The organism is Roseateles sp. P2_H4 (assembly GCF_056403315.1).
The window spans coordinates 1-20,387 of record NZ_JBFUFR010000035.1 but is presented as its reverse complement, the minus strand read 5'-3'; the positions used below and the strand labels follow the sequence as shown (position 1 = coordinate 20,387).

Genomic DNA, 20,387 nt, shown 5'->3' with positions numbered 1-20,387 from the left:
ATTTCGAGTCCCCCGCCGTGTGCACAGGTGCTAGAGAAAGACCGATGAGCAAGACTCTGATCATTGCCGAGAAGCCCTCCGTCGCGCAGGACATCGTCCGCGCGCTGACGCCCGTGGCTGGCAAGTTCGACAAGCACGACGACCACTTCGAGAACGAGCAGTACGTCGTCAGCTCGGCCGTGGGCCACCTGGTGGAGATCGCGGCGCCCGAGGAGTTCGACGTCAAGCGTGGCAAGTGGAGCTTCAACAACCTCCCCGTCATCCCGCCGCACTTCGACCTCAACCCCATCGACAAGAACAAGGGCCGGCTCAATGCCCTGGCCAAGCTGATCCGCCGCAAGGACGTGACGGCGCTGATCAATGCTTGCGACGCGGGCCGCGAGGGCGAGCTGATCTTCCGCCTCATCGAGCAGTACGCCCAACCGGCCAAGGGCAAGCTGAACAAGCCCATCGAGCGGCTGTGGCTGCAGTCCATGACGCCGGCGGCCATCCGCGAAGGCTTCGAGAAGCTGCGCAGCGACGCGCAGATGCTGCCGCTGGCCGACGCCGCGCGCTGCCGCTCCGAGGCCGACTGGCTGGTGGGCATCAACGGCACGCGAGCCATGACGGCCTTCAATTCGCGTGACGGCGGTTTCTTCCTGACCACGGTGGGCCGCGTGCAGACGCCGACGCTGTCGGTCGTCGTCGAGCGTGAGGAGAAGATCCGCAAGCACGTCGCCCGCGACTACTGGGAGCTGCGCGCCAACTTCGACGCCCAGGCCGGCCAGTACGAAGGCAAGTGGTTCGACCCCGCCTGGAAGAAGAACGACGACGCCGAGCGTCGTTCGGACCGCCTCTGGACCCAGGCCGAAGCCGACGAGATCGCCAAGGCCGTGCTGGGCAAGCCCGCCGTCGTCAGCGAGGAAAGCAAGCCCAGCACGACCAGCTGCGGCGGCCTCTACGACCTGACGACGCTGCAGCGCGAGGCCAACTCGCGCTTCGGCTTCTCGGCCAAGACGACGCTGTCCATCGCCCAGGCGCTGTACGAGAAGCACAAGGTGCTGACCTACCCGCGGACGGACTCGCGCTTCCTGCCCGAGGACTATGTGGCCGTGGCCAAGGACACCGCCAAGATGCTGGCGACCGAGGATCTGCCCGGCCCGCTGGCCCTGCTGTCCCAGCACGCTGCCAAGTCGCTGAAGGAAGGCTATATCAAGCCGACCAAGAAGGTCTTCGACAACGCCAAGGTGTCGGATCACTTCGCCATCATCCCGACGCTGCAGGCGCCCAAGGCGCTGACCGAGATCGAGGCCAAGCTCTACGACATGGTCGTCAAGCGCTTCCTGGCGGTGTTCTTCCCGCCGGCCGAGTTCCTGGTCACGACGCGCATCAGCAAAATCGACGACAAGCATCACTTCCAGACCAATGGCAAGGTGCTGGTCAAGCCGGGCTGGCTGGCCGTCTACGGCAAGGACGTCGACGACGAGGACGCCAATCTCGTGCCGGTGCAGCCGAATGAAGTCGTGCGCACCGAGAGCGTSGACGTGAAGGCGCTGCAGACCAAGCCGCCGGCGCGCTACACGGAAGCGACGCTGCTGTCGGCCATGGAAGGCGCCGGCAAGCTCATCGACGACGACGAACTGCGCGAGGCCATGGCCGAGAAGGGCCTGGGCACGCCGGCCACGCGCGCGGCCACGATCGAAGGCCTGATCAGCGAGAAATACATGCTGCGCGAGGGCCGCGAGCTGATCCCGACGGCCAAGGCCTTCCAGCTGATGACGCTGCTGCGCGGCCTGGACGTGGAAGACCTGACCCGGCCCGAACTGACCGGTGACTGGGAGTTCAAGCTCTCGGAAATGGAGAAGGGCCGCCTCAAGCGCGAGGTCTTCATGGCCGAGATCGCGGCCATGACCGAGAAGATGGTCGCCAAGGCCAAGGGCTATGACCGCGACACCATCCCCGGCGACTACGCGACGCTGAAGACGCCTTGCCCCAAGTGCGGCGGCATCGTGAAGGAGAACTACCGCCGCTTCACCTGCACGGGCAAGAGCGGCAGCGGCGACGACGCCTGCGGCTTCTCCATCGGCAAGATCCCGGGCGGCCGCAGCTTCGAGCTGGCCGAGGTCGAGGCCTTCCTGGCCAACAAGAAGATCGGTCCCCTGGAGGGATTCCGCTCCAAGGCGGGCTGGCCCTTCACGGCCGAGCTGGCGCTGGTCTACGACGAAGAGATCGCCAACTGGAAGCTGGAGTTCGACTTCGGCGAAGACGCCAAGAAGGCCGAGAACGACGGCGAGCCGGTGGACTTCTCCGGCCAGGCGTCGCTGGGCGCCTGCCCCAAGTGCCAGGGTCATGTCTACGAGCATGGCGCCAACTACGTCTGCGAGCACTCGGTCGGCGCCAACGTCACCTGCGACTTCAAGACCGGCAAGGTCATCCTGACGCAGCCCATCGAGCCGGCCCAGGTGCACAAGCTGCTGGCCAACGGCAAGACCGACCTGCTGGAGAACTTCGTCTCCAACAAGACGCGGCGCAAGTTCAAGGCCTTCCTGGCCTACGACAAGAAGGAAGGCAAGGTCGTCTTCGAGTTCGAGCCGCGCGCGGCCAAGGCGCCGGCTGCCAAGAAGACCCCGGCCAAGAAGGCGGCGGCCAAGGCCTGAGCCCACTGTTGCGAGCGCACCCCGCCGCGCCCGGCGGGGCCGTCGACTGGACTTATGCTCGCTGAATAGGCCTGACAAGGAGGGCAGGGATGGCGTTGACACCGATCAGCATCGGCATACAGACGCGCCTGACGGCCGGCATTGCGCTGGTCGCGAGCCTGCTGGTGCTGGCGGTCGGTTGGTACTGGACGACGCACGAGGAAGACGAGCTGATGGCCTCGTTGCGCCAGCGCGAGGCGCGCATGGCCGGCCTCATCGAGCGCGGCTTCGCGGGGCCGATCTGGAACCTCGACCACGTCGCCATCGAGAACCTGCTCGACGCCGTCATGGCCGATCCCGAGGTGCACGCCATCGAGCTCAAGGGCCTGGGCCTGCGCGGTGGCCTGGCCAAGCGCAGTCGCGACGTGCCGGCCAGCGGGCCGCTCAAGCGCGAGTTCGCCGTCACCTACCAGCCCGCGGCCGACACGGCAGGCACCCAGGTGGCGTCGGCTGTCCTCACCTTCACGCGCGATCTGGTCGATGACCAGATCCGCCGCACCCGCCTCTTCGTCGTCGAACTGCTCGCCGTCGTCGTCGTCGGCATCGTCATCGCCAGCTCACTGCTGGTGCACTGGCTGGTGCGCCGGCCTGTGCTGAGGCTGGGCGGCCTGGCACAGCGCGTCGCCAAGGGCGACCTGGGGGCCCAGGAGATGGTCGAGCGCGGCGACGAGATCGGCGAGCTGACGATGCGTTTCAACGCCATGAGCCTGAAGCTGCGCAGTGCGGCCGACCAGGTGCAGCTCAGCTCCGAGGGCCTGCGCGCCAGCGAGGCGCGCTACCGCAGCCTGTTCGAGAACGCCACCGAGGGCGTCTTCCAGGCCGATGCCGACGGCCGCGTGCTCAGCATGAACCGCGCCTTCACGCAGATGCTGGGCCTGGGCTCACAAAGCCCGGTGGGCCGGCGGCTGCGCGAGCTGACCGGCATCGACCGCCACGAGATGGAGCGCGTGGCCGTCGTCATGAACGAGCAGGGCAAGATCCAGCAATGCCAGCTGCAGCTGCGCGGCGCGGGCGGCAAGCCGCTGTGGGTCGAGCTGAACGCGCACTGGGTCGCAGCCGAAGGGGAGGGCGGCCAGCGCCGCATCGAAGGCATGGTCAGCGACATCTCGCTGCGCCGCCAGGCCGAGGCCGAGCTGACCCGCCATCGCGACCATCTCGAGGAACTCGTCAACGAGCGCACCGCCGAGCTCAGCGAGTCCAAGCTGCGCGCCGAGGCCGCCAACCAGGCCAAGGGCCGCTTCCTGGCGACGATGAGCCACGAGTTCCGCACACCGCTGAACGCCATCCTGGGCTTCACGCAGCTGATGCAGATGGACGCCGCCATCCCCGCCGGCCAGCAGGCCAAGCTGCAGCTGATGCGCGACTCCGGCCTGCACCTGCTGGAGCTCATCAACGACGTGCTGGACATGGCCAGCATCGAGGCCGGCAAGGTGTCGCTGAAAGCCGGACCGGTGGACCTGCGCGCCCTCGTCGACATGGCCTGCGACAGCGTGCGCCTGCGCGCCGAGCAGAAGGGCCTGGGCTTCGGCGTGGACATCGACACCCGGCTGCCGACCACGGTCGTGGCCGACGGGCAGCGCCTGCGCCAGGTGCTGCTCAACCTGCTGTCCAACGCCGTCAAGTTCACCGACAGCGGCAGCGTGCAGCTCGCCGCCCGCGTCGTCGAACTCGATGCCACGCACACGCGCCTGCGCTTCGAGGTCAGCGACAGCGGCATCGGCATGACGCCGGCCCAGCAGGCGCGCCTCTTCCAGGCCTTCGAGCAGGTGTCCGACGCCTCGCGCCATCTCGGCGGCACCGGCCTGGGCCTGTCCATCAGCCAGCAGCTGGTGCGCCTGATGGGCAGCCAGATCCTGGTGCAGAGCACGGCGGGGCAGGGCAGCAGCTTTGTGTTCGAACTGCGCCTGCCATTGGCATGACGTTTTCTGATGCCTTTCGGGCCGAGCGCTGGGCCGCTCCCGAGCCGGCCCGCCTTGGCGATGTGCTTGACGGTCGATCCGTCAAGCATCGCCGTCCCCTCGGGGGACCGACCAGACACGGCCGCGTTCAGCGCGACGTGACTGGGCGAGGGGCCTGATATGACCTGGGCGATTGCGTTCAAGCTGTTGGCGATATTGGTCGCTGTTGCCATCGGCTGGGCTGTCGGCCGCATGCGCTGGCTGGGCGGCGGCGAGGCCGGCAGTGACAGCGATCCGGCGCGCGTGCTGGCCAATGCGGCCTTCTACATCTTCGTGCCGGCGCTGCTGTTCCGCACCACGGCGCGGCTGGACACGGCGACGCTGCCCTGGGCCTTTCTGTTCGCCTTCTTCGTGCCGGTGCTGGTCGTCGTCACGCTGATCTATCTGTTCGAACGCTGGCGCCGCAAGCCCGGCGAGGCGGTGACGGCGCCCAGCGTCAAGGCCATCACGGCCGGCTTTGGCAACACGCTGCAGGTGGGGGTGCCGGTGGCGGCCGGCGTGTTCGGCGAGCGTGGCCTGGCCATCCACATCGCCGTCGTCAGCCTGCATTCGCTGACCATCCTGACGCTGCTGACGGCCTTGGTCGAGCTGGACGTGGCCCGCGGGCGCGATTCGCGCAGCTTCCGCTCGACGCTGGCCCAGACGGTGCGCAACACCGTCATCCATCCCGTCGTGCTGCCGGTGCTGGCGGGCCTTGCCTGGCACGTCACCGGCTGGCCCATCCCTGCCGTGCTGGACGAGGTGCTGCAGAACCTCGGCACGGCCGTCGTGCCGCTGTGCCTGACGCTGATCGGCATGTCGCTGGCCTATTACGGCTGGCCCAAGTCCTGGCACGGCCTCTCCGGCCTGGTGACGGCCAAGCTGCTGCTGATCCCGGCCGTCGTCCTCAGCGTCGCGCATTGGGGCCTGGGCCTGAACGGCATGCCGCTGGCCGTCATCGTCATGCTGGCCGCCCTGCCGACCGGCTCCAACGCGCTGATCTTCGCGCAGCGCTACCGCACCATGGAGCCCGAGGTCACGGCCGCCACCGTCCTCTCCACCGTTCTTTACGTCGCCACGGCGCCGCTGTGGCTGGCCTTGCTGGCATGGTTGTCGCCTTGGTAACAATGAAGTGCCCCTCGCCCAGTCCCGCGCCGCTGAACGCAGGCGCGCCTGGTCGGTCCCCCGAGGGGACGGCGATGCTTGCGGCATTGAGCCGCAAGCACATCGCCAGACGGGCCGGCTCGGGAGCGGCCCAGCGCTCGGCCCAAATACGTCGGGTCGTCTGCAGGATCGCTGCCAACTGACTTACCGCACTTGTCGCGTGGTGTGTCGCGCAAGCCCAATTCACCTGATCGTGTCCGAGAGAACCAACGAATGAAAGCTCCCGCTCCCCGCCGTCTCGTGGCATTGCTGACCCTGGCCGGTGCGCTCTCGGCCGCCCTGCCCATTGAAGCGGCACCGCTGGGCGCCGTCAGCATCGAGGCCGGCCAGCTCGCCGTGCGCCAGGAGAAGCTGACGCTGGCCAATGGCTTCGAGGTCATCTTCGTCGAGGACCACCGCCTGCCGCTGGTGGCCTTCAACCTGTGGGTGCACGCCGGCCCGCGCAATGAGGCGAATGGCCAGACCGGCTTCGCCCACCTGTTCGAGCACCTGATGTTTGCCGGCAGCAAGCACATCCCGCGCGGCGAGTTCGACAAATTCGTCGACGCCGCCGGCGGCACCGACAGCAATGGCTCGACCAACTTCGACCGCACCAACTACTTCTTCACGCTGCCGTCCAACCAGCTCGAGCTCGGCCTCTGGCTGAAGTCCGACATGCTGGGCTACATGATCGACGAGGTCGATTCGGTGTCGCTGGCCAACCAGCAGGACGTGGTGCGCAACGAGCGCCGCCAGAGCTTCGAGAACCGGCCCTATGGCATCGTCGAGGAGGCGATGTACCAGGCCCTCTACCCCGCCGGCCACCCCTACCGCGCCGCCGTCATCGGCTCGCATGCCGACATCCAGGGCATCCAGCTCAAGGACGTGAAGGACTTCGCCCGCACCTACTACCGCCCCAACAACGCGACGCTGGTGCTGGCCGGCGACTTCGACCCCGCGCAGGCCAAGGCCCTGGTGCAGAAGTACTTCGGCTCGCTGAAGGCCGGTGCCAAGGTGCCGGAGGTGAAGGTTGCCATGCCCGAGATCAACAAGGAGCGCCGCCTCGTCGTGACCGACCGCATCGAGCTGTCGCGCCTGAACCTGGCCTGGCACACGCCGTCGATGTTCGCCGCCGGCGACGCCGAGCTGGACGTGGCCGCCCATGTGCTGGGCGGCGGCAATGCCAGCCGCCTCTACGGCCTGCTGGTGCGCGACAAGCAGCTCGCGCAGAGCGTGCAGGTGGGCCAGGACTCGCAGTCGCTGAGCTCGCTCTTCAACATCGAGATCGTCGCCCGCCCCGGTGCGTCGCTGGACGACATCGAGAAGCTGGTCGATGCCGAGATCGCCAAGCTGGCCACCACGCCGCCAACAGAGGCCGAACTGGGCCAGGCCCGCGCCACCATCCAGACCCAGCTGCTGCAGCGCATGGAGAAGGTCACGTCGCTGGCCGACCTGGTCAACCACTACAACCAGATGGCCGGCGACCCCGGTTTCGTCGGCAAGGACCTGGCGCGTTATGCCGCCACGACGCCGGCCGCCGTCAGCGCCACCGTCGCGCAGTGGTTGAAGAAGGACCGTCGTGTCGTCGTGCAGGCCCAGCCGGGCGAGCAGGTGCTGCCGCCCGAGGTGGCCACGCCGCCCGCGCCCACCAAGGTCGCCAAGGGCGAGCGCGAATCGCTGAACGCCCTGGAGCCCTGGCGCAACAAGCCGCCCGGTGCCGCCAAGGCCAAGGCGCTGACGCTCCCGGCCGCGCAGAGCTTCACGCTGGCCAACGGGTTGACCGTCATCTATTCCTCCAAGCCCGGGCTGCCGCTGGTCAGTGCCAGCCTGGCGGTGCGCGCCGGCCAGGGCGCCAACCCGGCGGACAAGCCCGGCCTCGCCGGCTTCACCGCGGCCATGTTGCCCGAAGGCACGACGACGCGCAGCGCCCAGCAGATCGCCGAAAGCGTGGCCGCCCTGGGCGCCACGCTGAACGCCCAGGCCGGCAGCGAAGAGGCCCGCATCGATTTCTCGGGCCTCAAGGCCGGCGCCAAGGAGGGCTTGGCCCTGCTGGCCGACCTTGTGCTCAACCCCGCCTTTGCCGCGCCCGAGATCGAGCGCCAGAAGGCCGAGCGGCTGGCCGCGCTGGCGCAGACGCGCGAGCAGGCGCCGCTGCTCGCCAATGCCGTCGGCAACCGCGTCGTCTATGGCGAGGGCCACCCGCTAAGCCCCAATGCGCTGGGCACCGAGGCCAGCATCAAGGCCATCGACGCGGCCGCGCTGCGAGGCTTCTGGCAGGGCCACTACCGCCCCGAGCGTGCGGCTCTCGTCGTCGCCGGCGACCTGAGTGAGGCCGAGTTGCGCGCCCTCGTCGAGCCGCTGTTCGGCGCCTGGAAGCCGAGCGGCGAGGCCGCGCCCGCGGCGCCCCTGCCGGCGGCCAAGCCGGTGGCGGCGCGTACCGTCGTCGTCGACAAGCCCGGTGCGCCGCAGACGGCCCTGGCCGTCGTCTCGCCCGGCCCCTTCGCCGCCACACCCGATGCCGCCGCGATCAAGGTCATGAACGCGGCCCTGGGCGGCCTCTTCACGTCGCGCATCAACAACCAGCTGCGCGAGGTCAAGGGCTACACCTATGGCGTCGGCTCGGGCTACACCATGGGCCGCGAGCGTGGCCAGTTCGGCATCCGCGGCAGCGTGCGCACCGACGTGACGGGCCCGGCCCTGGTCGACATGTGGAAGGAGATCGTGGCCATGCGCGCCAAGCCCATGGGCGCGGCCGAGCTGAACCGCGTGCGCAATGCCCAGCTGCTGTCGCTGCCGGGCCTGTTCGATACCAACCTCGCCGTCGTCTCCGGCTATGCGGGCAACTGGTCGGCGGGCCAGCCGCTGAACGCCATCACCGACCTGCCCAGGAAGTACGGCGCCGTGACCGCCGCCACGGCGCTGAAGGCCGCGCAGCAGCATCTCGACCCGGCCCAACTCATCGTCGTGGCGGTGGGCGACAAGGCCAAGATCGTGCCGCAGCTGCAGGCCATCGGCCGCAAGGCCGAGATTCGTGACGCTGAGGGCAAGCCCCAGCCCTAGCCGGAATACGGATTGCGGATTGCGCGCCGGCCCCGCCGGTGCCAGCATGCCCCTCCGGGCCCTTGCCTGGGCTGGAGGCCGCATGCGTCTACGTCAACCGCCCATCACCCGCCTGCTGCAGGCACTCATGGCCGTGGGCCTCGGGGCCCTCGCCAGCAGTGCGGAAACGGCTGCGGGCTTCGACCCGCTGCTGAGCGCGCCCGGTGGCGTCTGCGCGCCAACGGCATCTGGCCAGCCCGTGCTGCTGCAAGCCCTGCTGGCGGCAGCCGCCACCACGCCCAAGACCGAGACGGCGCCCTTCCAGCCCGCGCCCATGAAAGCCGCGCCGGGCGACGTGCCGGTCTACAAGGACCTGGGCCGCATGAGCTTCAAGCTCGAGCATGCCTCGCCCAAGGTGCAGGCCTACTTCGACCAGGGTCTGCGCCTGGCCTTCGCCTTCAATCACGCCGAGGCCCAGCGCGCCTTCCAGGCCGCGCAGAAGCTCGACCCCGGCTGTGCTCTGTGCTTCTGGGGCGAAGCCCTGGTGCTGGGCCCCAACATCAATGTGCCCATGCAGGCCGAGGCCAACGCACCCGCCTGGGCCGCGCTGCAGCGCGCCGTCAATTTGAAGGACAAGCTGCCGCCGCGCGAGCGTGTCCTCATCGAGGCCCTGCAGCAGCGCTACGCGGCCGAGCCGCCGCAGGATCGCGCGCCGCTGGACGCCGCCTATGCCGACGCGATGAAGCGCGTCGCGGCCCAGTTCCCCGGCGAGGATCTGATGCAGGTGCTGTATGCCGAGGCGGCCATGGACACCCAGCCCTGGGACTATTGGGAAGCCGCTGGCGCGAAGCCGAAGGGCCGCACCGCCGACATCGTGGCCGCGCTGGAGACCGTGCTCAGGCGCCGCCCCAACCATGCCGGCGCCATCCATCTCTACATCCATGCCGTGGAGGCCTCGACGCGGCCGGAGCGCGCGCTGGAGCCCGCGCGCCGCCTGGCCGCGCAGATGCCTGGCGCCGGCCACATCGTGCACATGCCGGCCCACATCTACTACCGCGTCGGCCTGTACCGCGAGTCGCTGGAGGCCAATGTGCAGGCCATCGCCGTCGACGAGGCCTATTTCAAGACCTCGCCGTCCGACCCCCTCTACCGCTCGGCCTACTACCCGCACAACATCCACTTCCTGATGGTGTCGGCGCAGATGGGAGGCGCGGCCAAGACGGCCATCGACGCCGCAGCCCGGCTCGACGCCGCCATGCCCGTCGACGTCGTCAAGGCCTTCCCCATCATGCAGCCCGTCAAGGCCGCGCCCTACACGACGCACGCCCAGTTCAGCGCGCCCGACGTCATCCTGAAGCTGGCTGCGCCGCCCGACGACCTGGTGCTGGTGCGCGTCATGTACCACTACGCCAGAGCGCTGGCCCAGGCCGCTCGCCATGACGCCGCCGCGGCCCGGCTCGAGATCGAAGCCATCGCGGCGCTGGAGAAGGGCGCCGACTTCAAGCCCTTCGACGCCTGGGGCATCCCGGCCCAGGCCATCACGCAGACGGCCCGGTTGGTTGCCACGGCCCGCCTGGCCGATGCCCAGGGCGACCTCGCCGGTGCGGCTGCCGCCTTCGAGCAAGCCGTCGCCATCGAGGAAGGCCTGGCTTACACCGAGCCGGCCTATTGGTACTACCCGGTGCGCCAGTCCCTTGGCGCCGTGCGCCTGCGCCAGGGGCGGCTGGACGAGGCCGAGAAGGCCCTGCGGGAATCCCTCGCCCGCGTGCGCAACAACGGCTGGGCGCTGGCGGCCCTGGCCGAGGTCTACAAGAAGCGTGGCGACGCGGCGGCCGAGAAGAGCGCTCGCCAGGCATTGAGCAAGGCTTGGTTCGGCACGGAGGGCGGGCCAGACCTTACGAAGCTCTAGGCCAAGGGTCGTCGACGAAAATGGCGGACATGAGCCTGCCCGCCTATATGGACGACCTCGGCCGCGCCGCCCGCGCCGCCGCCACCGCCATGGCCGCCGCCCCGACGGCCGCCAAGAACACCGCACTGTTGGCCCTGGCCCGCCGCCTGCGCGAGGCCGGCCCAGTGCTCGCCGAGGCCAATGCCCGCGACTTGGGGCGCGCGTCCGAGCTCAGCGGCCCGCTGCGCGACCGCCTCAAGCTCGATGCCAAGACGCTGGCCACGGTGGCCGAAGGCTGCGAGCAGATTGCCGCCATGCCCGACCCCATCGGCGAGATCACCGGCGTCAAGCGCCGCCCCACCGGCATCAGCGTCGGCCAGATGCGCGTGCCGCTGGGCGTGTTCGGCATGATCTACGAGAGCCGTCCCAACGTGACCATCGAGGCCGCGTCGCTGGCCATCAAGAGCGGCAACGCCTGCATCCTGCGTGGCGGCTCTGAGGCCATCCACTCCAACCTTGCTTTGGCCGAGATCGTTGGCGCTTCGCTCGAAGAGGCCGGCCTGCCGCGCGCGGCCGTGCAACTCGTCAACACGACGGACCGCGCCGCCGTCGGGCTCTTGATCAGTTCGCCGCAATGGGTGGACGTCATCATCCCGCGCGGCGGCAAGGGGCTGATCGAGCGCATCAGCGCCGAAGCCAAGGTGCCCGTCATCAAGCACCTGGACGGCAACTGCCACAGCTATGTCGACGCCGAGGTCGATCTGGAGCAGGCGCTCAGGGTCGTCGACAACGCCAAGACGCAGAAGTACAGCCCCTGCAATGCCACCGAATCGCTGCTGGTGCATGCGGCCCAGGCGCCGGCGTTCCTGCCGCGCATCGCGGCCATCTTCAAGGCCAAGGGCGTGGAGATGCGCGGCTGCCTGCGCACGCTGGCCCTGGTGCCCGGCGCCGTGCCGGCGACCGAAGAGGATTGGTCCACCGAATACCTCGCGCCCATCATCAGCATCAAGGTCGTCGATTCGCTGGACGAGGCCATTGCCCACATCAACCGCTATGGCTCGCATCACACGGATGCGATCCTGACGACGAATCACCCGAACGCCATGCGCTTCCTGCGCGAGGTCGATTCGGCCAGCGTCATGGTCAACGCCAGCACGCGCTTTGCCGACGGATTCGAGTACGGCCTGGGCGCCGAGATCGGCATCTCCACCGACAAATTCCACGCCCGCGGGCCGGTGGGGCTGGAGGGGCTGACGTCGATGAAGTGGGTGGTGTTGGGGCAGGGTGAGGTGAGGGGCTGAGAGGGTGCTCTTGCGAAGCGTGTGTCTGCTCGGTGCATTGCCGGGAGTCCGTCCCGGCGACCGGGTAACTTTCTTCTGCGGGGTTGTCAGAAGAAAGTCACCAAAGAAGAGGCCCTGAACCGCACACGATCGCGACGCCGCGATGAGCAGCGCGCGAAAACGACCAGCGGCATGGCGCCCAGACGCGACCCGCTGCGCTCTCGCTGCTGTCCCTTTGACGAGCACCATCCATTGCCCCTTCGCGCCGGTTAACGCCGGCTGCACGCCGGGCTCATCAGGAAATACCGCGTCGCCCGAGCGCCGCTGCATTTGTGTTTCTGGTGAGCACGGCGTGCAGCCGCGCGTCGGACGGTCCGCCGGTGCGATACGTCCGGACGGTGACAAGTCAGACGCGAGAGCGCAGCGGTTCGCTTCGGGGTGGGGCCCGGTTCGAGCAACGCGAGCGCTTGACCCCGCTCGAGTGCGGATTGCATTGAGCGCTCCTCTTTTGGTGACTTTGCTCTGGCGCGTCAGAGAAAAGTTACCCGCCCTCGCGGGGCGGATTCCCGCGGCACTGCACGCGAGTCATGAGGACCCCGGCAAAAGCATCCTGTCAGGACAAACCACAAACCCCACCCAGTTAGCATCCCGCCCATGACCGACAACCGCAAAGCGCTGGTGCTTTTCTCCGGCGGCCAGGACTCCACCACCTGTCTGGCCTGGGCCCTGGACCGCTTCGCCGAGGTCGAGACCCTGGCCTTCGACTATGGCCAGCGCCATCGCGTCGAGCTGGACTGCCGCAACACCGTGCGCGCCCAAATCGCGGCGCAGTTCCCGGCCTGGGCCGGCAAGCTCGGCGCCGACCATCTGCTGGACCTGTCCCTGCTCGGCCAGATCAGCGATACGGCCCTGACCAGCAAGCGCGCCATCGAGCTGCAGGCCAACGGTCTGCCCAACACTTTTGTCCCCGGCCGCAACCTGCTCTTCCTGACCTTTGCGGCGACGCTGGCCTATCGCCGGGGTGCGTCGGTACTGGTGGGCGGCATGTGCGAGACCGATTTCTCCGGCTACCCGGATTGCCGCGACAACACCATGAAGGCCATGCAGGTGGCGCTCAGCCTGGGCCTGGATTCGCCGATGACGCTGGACACCCCGCTGATGTTCATCGACAAGGCCGCCACCTGGCGCCTGGCCGAGAGCCTCGGCGGCGACGCCCTCGTCAAGCTCATCGTCGAGGACACCCACACCTGCTACCTCGGCGAACGCGGCGTGCTGCATGACTGGGGCCATGGTTGCGGGCACTGCCCGGCTTGCGAGCTGCGCGCACGCGGCTTTGCGCAATACAAGGCAGCGGCATGACGATCTGGGGTTGGGCCGGCGTCGCCGGGGCGGCGCTGCTGTTCTTCTGGGGCGTGGGCGCCTACAACCGGCTGATGTCGCTGCGCAATGTCATCGGCGAGGCCTTTGTGCAGCTTGATGCCCATCTGAAGGACCGCAGCGAGGTTTGCGACAAGCTGCTGGCGGCCGTTGCGCCGCGCCTGGCCAGCGAGCAGGCCACCTTCGACGCGCTGGCCAGCGCCCAGGCGGAATCCCAGGCCGCGGCCCAGGCCTCGCGCACCAAGCCCTGGGCACCCGACCCGGTCGGCAGCCTGGCCGTGGCCAGCGCGCTGCACGCCGCGGCGCTGACCCGGCTGCTTTCCTTGCTGGACCACCAGCCCGAACTGCGCAGCGAGACCGAGATTGACGGCCTTGTCAGCGAGTTGAAGCTCATCGAGCGCCAGCGCGCCTTTGCCCGCCAGGTCTTCAACCAGGCCGTGGCCCAGTACAACGAGGCGCTGCACCAGTTCCCGACGCGCGTACTGGCGAATCTCTACGGCTTCAGCGAGGCGCGTTCACTGTAAGGTTGAACGCCGCCAGCGCGACTGTGCGGCATGCGCCTGTTCATCGCCACCCTCCTGTTCATCGCCACCCTCCTGCTCTTCGTCAGCCTGTCCGCCACCGCCCAACCGGTGCGGCTGAACGGCAACACGCTGGATGGCCAGCGCTTCAGCCTGGACGCCCTGCGCGGCAAGGTCGTCATGCTGTTCTTCTGGAACACCGACTGCGCCCCCTGCATCCAGAAGATGCCCGAGCTGCGCGCCAACGCGTCGGGCTGGCGCGGCAAGCCTTTCGAGCTGGTGCTGATCAGCACCGATCGCGACCGCGCCAATGCGTTGGCCTATCTGCAGACGCTCAAACAGATCGAGAAGAACGGCCCGGCGATGCCGGCGTTGTGGGCGGGCGATCTGACTTTCGGCGCGCCATTGGCGGCACCCGCCGCCGTGCCGCTGACGCTGGTCATCGACGCCAAGGGCGCCATCGTCGCCCGCCACGCCGGGCGCATCGCACCCGAGGCCTGGGACGACGTGGCCGGGCTGCTGCCGTAGTCCTGAATGATTTCGGGCCGAGCGCCGGGCCGCCCCTAGCCGGCCCGGCGGGCGATGTGCTCGCGGCTCGACGCCGCGAGCATCGCCGTCCCCTCGGGGGCTGAGGCCGGACATGGTGAGTCCTGAGGACTCGCCGTGCCTGCCGAAGCGCTGCGGACTCCGGCCGCAGCGTGGTCCCGGTCAGGCTCGCCTGCGTTCAGCGGAGCGAGGCTGGACGAGGGGCTCACGACTTCTTCGGCATCAGCGACAGGAACTCGCGCCGCAGGTTCGGGTCGGTCAGGAAGGCGCCACGCATGACGCTGTTGGTCATGGCCGCCTCGATGTCCTTGACGCCGCGCCAGTGCATGCAGAAGTGGTCGGCCTCCATGACGACGGCCAGGCCGTCGGGCTTGACGCGGCCCTCCAGCTCGTTGGCCAGCATGATGACGGCCTCTTCCTGGATCTGCGGGCGGTTCATGACCCAGTCGGTCAGGCGCACGTACTTGGACAGGCCGATCAGGTTGGAATGCTCGTTGGGCATGATGCCTATCCACACCTTGCCGATGATGGGGCAGAGGTGGTGGGAGCAGGCGCTGCGCACCGTGATGGGCCCGACGATCATCAGCTCGTTGAGACGGCTGATGTTGGGGAACTCGGTCACCGTGGGTGCCTGCACGTAGCGGCCGGCAAAGACCTCTCGCACGAACATCTTGGCGACGCGCTTGGCCGTCTCCTGGGTGTTGTGGTCGCTGTCGGTGTCGATGACCAGGCTCTTCAGCACGTCCTGCATGCGCGCCTGCACCTCGGCCTGCAGCGCGTCCAACTCACCGGGTTCGACGTAGGCGGCGATGTTGTCGTTGGCGTGGTGGCGGCAGCCGGCCGACACGAGGCGGTAGCGGATGCGTTCGGAGACGGGGGCGTCGGCGGCAGGTGCATTCATGGGCGCGGATTCTCGGCCGAAAGCCCACTTCTACACTCCGCCCATGTCCCAAAGCCCCCAATCGGCCGGTCTGAGCGCCCCGCTGCACCGGCTGCTGTCCCAGGCCGCCGATGCCGTCCAGGGCGTGCGCGAGGGCAAGTCCCTGACCGAACTGCTGGCCCGCGTGCCGGCCGACCTGCGCCCCGGCACCCAGGCCCTGGCCTTCACGGCGCTGCGCCGCCTGGGAGGCGCCGAGGCGGCCCGCCAGCAGCTGGCGCCCAAGGCGCCGCCGGCGCGCGTCGACGCGCTGCTGCTGACCGCCCTGGCCCTGCTCTGGCCCGACCCCGAGCCGGCCTACACCGACCACACGCTGGTCGACCAGGCCGTCAAGGCCGCCAAGCAGCGCGCGCCCGCCAGCGCGGCCTTCATCAACGCCGTGCTGCGCCGCTTCCTGCGCGAGCGCGAGGCCATCGTCGTCGCCGCCGAGCGCAGCCCGCTGGGCGCCTTCAACCACCCCGCCTGGTGGGTCGAGAAGCTGCGCCAGGACTGGCCGGCGCAGTGGCAGGCCATCCTGGCCGCCAACAACCGCCCGCCGCCGATGACGCTGCGCGTGCACGCCCAGCGCGCCAGCGCCGCCGAGTACGTCGAGCGCCTGGCCGCCGCCGGCATTGCCGCGCGAGCCCTGGGCGCCCCCACGCCCCAGGCCGTCGTGCTCGACAAGCCCGTGCCCGTGTCGGCCCTGCCCGGGTTTGCCGAGGGCCTGGTGTCGGTGCAGGACGCCGCGGCCCAGCTCGCCGCGCCACTCGTCGTCGGCGCCGGCCTCAAATCCGGGGCCCGGGTGCTGGACGCCTGCTCGGCACCCGGTGGCAAGACGGCCCACCTGCTGGAACTGCAGCCCGACCTCCAGCTCACCGCGCTGGACGCCGATGCCACCCGCCTCACCCGCGTGCAGGACACGCTGAACCGCCTCGGCCAGACCGCCACGCTGAAGGCCGCCGACGCCCGCCAGACCGCCACCTGGTGGGACGGCCAGCCTTTCGACGCCATCCTGCTCGACGCCCCCTGCAGCGCCTCCGGCATCGTGCGCCGCCACCCCGACGTGCGCTGGCTGCGCCGGCCCGACGACATCACCGCGCTGGCCCGCATCCAGGCTGAGCTGCTGGACGCCCTGTGGCCGCTGCTGGCGCCGGGCGGCCGGCTGGTCTATGCGACCTGTTCCGTCTTCCGCGCCGAGGGCCAGGCCCAGCTCGACGCGTTTTTGCAACGCCAGACTGACGCGAAGTCCCACGCCGTGGCCGGGTTCACGGGGCACCTGCTCCCCCTGGCTGACAATGCCCTGCAACCCTTGCCGCCCTTGGACGGCTTCTTCTACGCCCTGCTGACCAAGCCCTGATTTGTTCGCCCGGATCGCCATCGCCGCCTTCTTCGCCGCGCTGCTCGCCCTGACCCCCGGGCCGGCGCAGGCCGAGGGCATAGAGCTGTCCCAGCTGGCCACGCGCCGCGCCGATGACGGCCTCGACCTGAGCTTCACGACTCATTTCGAACTCAGCCACGCCGCCGAAGACGCGTTGCACAAGGGCGTGCCGCTGTATTTCGTCGTCGAGGCCACCGTGCTGCGCAACCGCTGGTACTGGCGCGACGCCCGCGTCGCCCGCGCCGAGCGCACCTGGCGGCTGGCCTGGCAGTCCCTGACCCGGCAGTACCGCGTCTCCAATGGCGGCCTGCACCAGAGCTTCGCGACGCTGGACGAAGCCCTCACCGTGCTGCGCGGCCAGAGCGCCTGGCGCATCGCCGAGCCCAAGGACATCGAGGACAGCGGCAGCTACTACCTCGAGTTCAGCTACAAGCTCGACGTGACCCAGTTGCCGCGCCCCATGCAGATTGGCCTGCAGTCGGGTTTTGCGCTCAACATCGATCAAAAGCGCAATTTCGCGCCCGATTTCTCCCTTAAATGACGAAGGTTGCGCGTTGGGGCTGGGTCATCACCCTGGTGACCCTCACGGGCGTCATCGGCGTGCTGGCCTTCGTGCTGATCGTCGGCACCACCTCAGAACGCGGCTTCTTCGAGCGCCACTACCACTGGCTCTACTGGGTCAACGTCGGCGTGGCCGCGGTGCTGACCCTGGTCATCCTGACGGCCGCGGTGCGCCTGGTCGTGCGCGTGCGCCAGGGCCGCTTCGGCAGCCGGCTGCTGTTCAAGCTGGCCGCCATCTTTGCGCTGGTGGGCATCGTGCCCGGCGTCATGATCTACGCCGTCTCCTACCAGTTCGTGAACCGCAGCATCGAGAACTGGTTCGACGTCAGGTTGGCCAGCGCGCTGGAGGCCGGCCTCAACCTCGGCCGCGGCACGCTGGACGCCATGGTGGCCGACCTCGGCACCAAGACGCGTGATGCCGCCGACCAGCTTTCCGAGAGCAGCACGCCCCAGCTGATCGGCCTGGAGCGGGTGCGCGACAAGCTCGGCGCCCGCACCGTCGCGCTGGTGGGCGGCAACGGCCAGATCCTGCTGGAAAGCGGCGGCGACACCCGCCAGCTGACGCCCGACCGCCCCAGCGGCACCATGCTGCGCCAGGCCCGCGGCGGCAACGTGGCCAGCCAGCTCGAAGGCCTGGAGGACGAGGCCGCGGCCCTGCAAGGCAGCGCCCAGATCCGCACGCTGGCGCTGCTGCCCAACTCCGAGCTGCGCCTGGGGCTGGGGGAGCGCTACCTGATGGTCATCCAGCGCATCCCGCCCAGCATGCTGACCAATGCGCTGGCGGTGCAGACGGCCAACAGCGAATACCAGCAGCGCTCGCTGGAGCGCGTCGGCTTGCGCCGCATGTACCTCGGCACGTTGACGCTGGTGCTCATCCTGGCCACCTTCGCGGCCCTGCTGCTGGCCGTCACGCTCGGCAACCAGCTCGCGCGGCCGCTGCTGATGCTGGCCGACGGCGTGCGCCAGGTCGCCCTGGGCGACCTCTCCGTGCGCCCGGTGCTTGCCTCGCGCGACGAACTCGGCGGCCTGACGCGCTCCTTCGCCGACATGACCGGCCAGCTCGCCGATGCGCGCGCCCAGGTCTCGCGCACCGTGGCCGAGCTCGACGCCGCCCGCACCCATCTGCAGACCATCCTCGACAACCTGACCGCCGGCGTGCTCGTCATCGACGCCGACGGCAGCCTCGAAACCGTCAACCCCGGCGCGACGCGCATCCTGCGCCTGCCGCTGTCCGCCTACGTGGGCCGGCCGCTGGCCGACGTGCCCGGCCTCGCCGAGTTCGCCGCGTCGCTGGACCAGCGCTTCGAGCAGCACATCGGCCGCGACAGCGGCGAGCGCGACATGGACCGCGAGCTCTGGCAGGACTCCTTCGAGCTCCAGCTCGACCCCAAGCAGGACCCGCTGACCCTGCTGGTGCGCGGCGCGCCGCTGCCGCACGACGCCCGCCTGCTCGTCTTCGACGACATCTCCGAGGTCGTGTCGGCCCAGCGTTCCGCCGCCTGGAGCGAGGTCGCGCGCCGCCTCGCCCACGAGATCAAGAACCCGCTGACGCCCATCCAGCTCTCGGCCGAGCGCATGCAGCACAAGCTCGAAGCCAAGCTCGAAGGCGCCGACCAGGCCATGCTGGTGCGCTCCGTGGCCACCATCGTCAACCAGGTGCAGGCGATGAAGCAGCTCGTCAACGAGTTCCGCGACTACGCCCGCCTGCCCTCCGCGCAGCTGCACCCGCTGGACCTCAACGCCCTCATCCACGAGGTGCTCAGCCTCTACGCCGAGCCGCAGGAGAAAGGCCGCCTGACCGCCGAGCTGGCACCCCGCCTGCCGCTCATCAAGGGCGATGCCAGCCAGCTGCGCCAGGTCATCCACAACCTCGTGCAGAACGCGCTGGACGCCGTGCATGACCGCGTCGACGGCCATGTCACCGTGCGCTCCTCGCTGTCGATGAACGACACTGGCACGCCCCGCTCGGTGCGCCTGCACATCATCGACAACGGCCCCGGCTTTGCCGAGAAAGTGCTCAAGCGCGCCTTCGAACCCTATGTGACGACCAAGGCCAAAGGCACCGGCCTGGGCCTGGCCGTCGTGAAGAAAATTGCCGATGAACACGGCGCCCGGATCTCCTTGCGCAACCTGCATCCGGCTTCCGATGCGGGTTCTCCCCTTGAAAGCGGACAGGAGGCTGTCGTGATCGGGGCGCAAGTTTCGCTATCATTTTCGAATCTGGCGCCTGCCACCGAGCCCGGTGGGCAGGCCGCCAAGACCTAAGGATTCATGGCCACGATTCTTGTTGTCGACGACGAGCTGGGCATTCGTGCTCTGCTGTCCGAAATCCTCAGCGACGAGGGACACACCATTGAGCTTGCCGAGAACGCCACTCAGGCGCGGGCAGTGCGTGAACGCATGCGCCCGGATCTCGTGCTGCTCGACATCTGGATGCCCGACGTCGACGGCGTGACGCTGCTCAAGGAATGGGGCAGCGCCGGCCTGCTCACCATGCCCGTCATCATGATGAGCGGCCACGGCACCATCGACACGGCGGTGGAGGCGACCAAGTTCGGCGCCATCGCCTTCCTCGAGAAGCCCATCACGCTGCAGAAGCTGCTGCGCGCCGTCGAGCAGGCGCTGGTCAAGACGGCCCCGCCGCGCCCCGCGCCCGCCGTCGCCGGCCTGCCCAGCTACGCCCGCCCCGAGATGAACCCGGGGCTGCAGGCCGCGCCGGCCAGCCTCACCGGCAACAGCCACATGCCTGGCAACTCGCTGGCGTCCGAGCAGAGCTTCGAGCTCGACCGGCCGCTGCGCGAGGCTCGCGACGCCTTCGAGAAGAGCTACTTCGAGTTCCACCTCGCCAAGGAAAACGGCTCCATGACCCGCGTCGCCGAAAAGACCGGCCTGGAGCGCACCCACCTCTACCGCAAGCTCAAGCAACTGGGCGTCGACCTGAGCCGCAACAAGCGCGGCAGCGGCGCCTGAGCCAAAAACGCTGTGCTATAGTCATGGACTTCGCTGAGCGGCGCTAGCCGTTCACGAACAGATCAAGGCCTGGTAGCTCAGTTGGTAGAGCAGCGGATTGAAAATCCGCGTGTCGGTGGTTCGATTCCGCCCCAGGCCACCAAACGAAAACGGCTC

The 20,387-nt window shown here is 69.0% G+C and carries 14 protein-coding genes and 1 tRNA gene; 14 read left to right on the top strand and 1 reads right to left on the bottom strand.

All coding sequences use genetic code 11. The annotated features are described in order from the left end of the window. The first annotated feature begins 44 nt into the window (after positions 1-44). The 9 genes from AC1DW3_RS23050 to AC1DW3_RS23010 all read left to right on the top strand — a co-directional run bounded on the left by AC1DW3_RS23050 (position 45) and on the right by AC1DW3_RS23010 (position 14,388). Entirely contained in the window at positions 45-2,636 is a 2,592-nt protein-coding gene (locus AC1DW3_RS23050) for a DNA topoisomerase III (RefSeq protein WP_477935276.1), read from the top strand. 89 nt (positions 2,637-2,725) lie between these two features. Then, the gene (locus tag AC1DW3_RS23045; protein WP_477935274.1) at positions 2,726-4,594 is read left to right on the top strand and encodes an ATP-binding protein; all 1,869 of its coding nucleotides are present in this window, start codon (positions 2,726-2,728) and stop codon (positions 4,592-4,594) included. Positions 4,595-4,753: 159 nt separating this feature from the next. Further along, a complete protein-coding gene (locus tag AC1DW3_RS23040; RefSeq protein WP_477935272.1) occupies positions 4,754-5,737 on the top strand; it encodes an AEC family transporter in 984 nt (327 codons plus the stop codon). A gap of 252 nt (positions 5,738-5,989) precedes the next feature. Further along, the gene (locus AC1DW3_RS23035) at positions 5,990-8,815 is read left to right on the top strand and encodes a M16 family metallopeptidase (RefSeq protein WP_477935270.1); all 2,826 of its coding nucleotides are present in this window, start codon (positions 5,990-5,992) and stop codon (positions 8,813-8,815) included. A gap of 82 nt (positions 8,816-8,897) precedes the next feature. Further along, positions 8,898-10,703, top strand: a complete 1,806-nt coding sequence (locus AC1DW3_RS23030; protein WP_477935268.1) for a hypothetical protein — start codon at positions 8,898-8,900, stop codon at positions 10,701-10,703. A gap of 20 nt (positions 10,704-10,723) precedes the next feature. After that, on the top strand, positions 10,724-11,983 hold the full coding sequence (locus tag AC1DW3_RS23025; RefSeq protein ID WP_477935267.1) for a glutamate-5-semialdehyde dehydrogenase: 1,260 nt from the start codon (positions 10,724-10,726) through the stop codon (positions 11,981-11,983). A 633-nt stretch (positions 11,984-12,616) separates the two neighbouring features. Then, entirely contained in the window at positions 12,617-13,321 is a 705-nt protein-coding gene (gene queC, locus AC1DW3_RS23020; protein ID WP_477935265.1) for a 7-cyano-7-deazaguanine synthase QueC, read from the top strand. Further along, positions 13,318-13,863: a LemA family protein gene (locus tag AC1DW3_RS23015; RefSeq protein ID WP_477935263.1), complete on the top strand. Its 546-nt coding sequence runs from the start codon at positions 13,318-13,320 to the stop codon at positions 13,861-13,863. Before queC ends, AC1DW3_RS23015 begins: the two co-directional genes overlap by 4 nt. A 30-nt stretch (positions 13,864-13,893) precedes the next feature. Beyond that, positions 13,894-14,388, top strand: coding sequence for a TlpA family protein disulfide reductase (locus tag AC1DW3_RS23010; protein WP_477935261.1), 495 nt, complete (start codon positions 13,894-13,896; stop codon positions 14,386-14,388). A 223-nt stretch (positions 14,389-14,611) separates the two neighbouring features. On the opposite strand, the gene folE is transcribed toward AC1DW3_RS23010, so the two are convergent. Then, positions 14,612-15,307 carry a GTP cyclohydrolase I gene (folE, locus tag AC1DW3_RS23005; RefSeq protein WP_477935259.1) on the bottom strand — a complete coding sequence of 232 codons (696 nt, stop codon included), beginning with the start codon at positions 15,305-15,307 and terminating at the stop codon, positions 14,612-14,614. Between the two features lie 43 nt (positions 15,308-15,350). On the opposite strand from folE, the gene rsmB reads away from it, so the two are divergent. The 5 genes from rsmB to AC1DW3_RS22980 all read left to right on the top strand — a co-directional run bounded on the left by rsmB (position 15,351) and on the right by AC1DW3_RS22980 (position 20,373). Next, the gene (gene rsmB, locus AC1DW3_RS23000; RefSeq protein WP_477935257.1) at positions 15,351-16,679 is read left to right on the top strand and encodes a 16S rRNA (cytosine(967)-C(5))-methyltransferase RsmB; all 1,329 of its coding nucleotides are present in this window, start codon (positions 15,351-15,353) and stop codon (positions 16,677-16,679) included. A gap of 1 nt (position 16,680) precedes the next feature. Continuing rightward, positions 16,681-17,241: a DUF4390 domain-containing protein gene (locus tag AC1DW3_RS22995; RefSeq protein ID WP_477935255.1), complete on the top strand. Its 561-nt coding sequence runs from the start codon at positions 16,681-16,683 to the stop codon at positions 17,239-17,241. Beyond that, positions 17,238-19,526, top strand: a complete 2,289-nt coding sequence (locus tag AC1DW3_RS22990) for a sensor histidine kinase (protein WP_477935253.1) — start codon at positions 17,238-17,240, stop codon at positions 19,524-19,526. The genes AC1DW3_RS22995 and AC1DW3_RS22990 overlap by 4 nt, the downstream gene beginning before the upstream one ends. A gap of 6 nt (positions 19,527-19,532) precedes the next feature. Continuing rightward, positions 19,533-20,231 (top strand): response regulator, encoded by a 699-nt coding sequence (locus AC1DW3_RS22985; RefSeq protein ID WP_477935251.1) that lies wholly within the window; start codon positions 19,533-19,535, stop codon positions 20,229-20,231. 66 nt (positions 20,232-20,297) lie between these two features. Next, positions 20,298-20,373: transfer RNA gene (locus AC1DW3_RS22980), tRNA-Phe, on the top strand. Positions 20,374-20,387 lie beyond the last annotated feature (14 nt).

What these genes read in the sequence shown, in the direction of transcription:
- AC1DW3_RS23045 (WP_477935274.1), top strand. Translation starts at nt 2,726, where the DNA reads ATGGCGTTGACACCGATCAGCATCGGCATACAGACGCGCCTGACGGCC.
- AC1DW3_RS23040 (WP_477935272.1), top strand. Translation starts at nt 4,754, where the DNA reads ATGACCTGGGCGATTGCGTTCAAGCTGTTGGCGATATTGGTCGCTGTT.
- AC1DW3_RS23035 (WP_477935270.1), top strand. Translation starts at nt 5,990, where the DNA reads ATGAAAGCTCCCGCTCCCCGCCGTCTCGTGGCATTGCTGACCCTGGCC.
- AC1DW3_RS23030 (WP_477935268.1), top strand. Translation starts at nt 8,898, where the DNA reads ATGCGTCTACGTCAACCGCCCATCACCCGCCTGCTGCAGGCACTCATG.
- AC1DW3_RS23025 (WP_477935267.1), top strand. Translation starts at nt 10,724, where the DNA reads ATGGCGGACATGAGCCTGCCCGCCTATATGGACGACCTCGGCCGCGCC.
- queC (WP_477935265.1), top strand. Translation starts at nt 12,617, where the DNA reads ATGACCGACAACCGCAAAGCGCTGGTGCTTTTCTCCGGCGGCCAGGAC.
- AC1DW3_RS23015 (WP_477935263.1), top strand. Translation starts at nt 13,318, where the DNA reads ATGACGATCTGGGGTTGGGCCGGCGTCGCCGGGGCGGCGCTGCTGTTC.
- AC1DW3_RS23010 (WP_477935261.1), top strand. Translation starts at nt 13,894, where the DNA reads ATGCGCCTGTTCATCGCCACCCTCCTGTTCATCGCCACCCTCCTGCTC.
- folE (WP_477935259.1), bottom strand. Translation starts at nt 15,307, where the DNA reads ATGAATGCACCTGCCGCCGACGCCCCCGTCTCCGAACGCATCCGCTAC.
- rsmB (WP_477935257.1), top strand. Translation starts at nt 15,351, where the DNA reads ATGTCCCAAAGCCCCCAATCGGCCGGTCTGAGCGCCCCGCTGCACCGG.
- AC1DW3_RS22990 (WP_477935253.1), top strand. Translation starts at nt 17,238, where the DNA reads ATGACGAAGGTTGCGCGTTGGGGCTGGGTCATCACCCTGGTGACCCTC.
- AC1DW3_RS22985 (WP_477935251.1), top strand. Translation starts at nt 19,533, where the DNA reads ATGGCCACGATTCTTGTTGTCGACGACGAGCTGGGCATTCGTGCTCTG.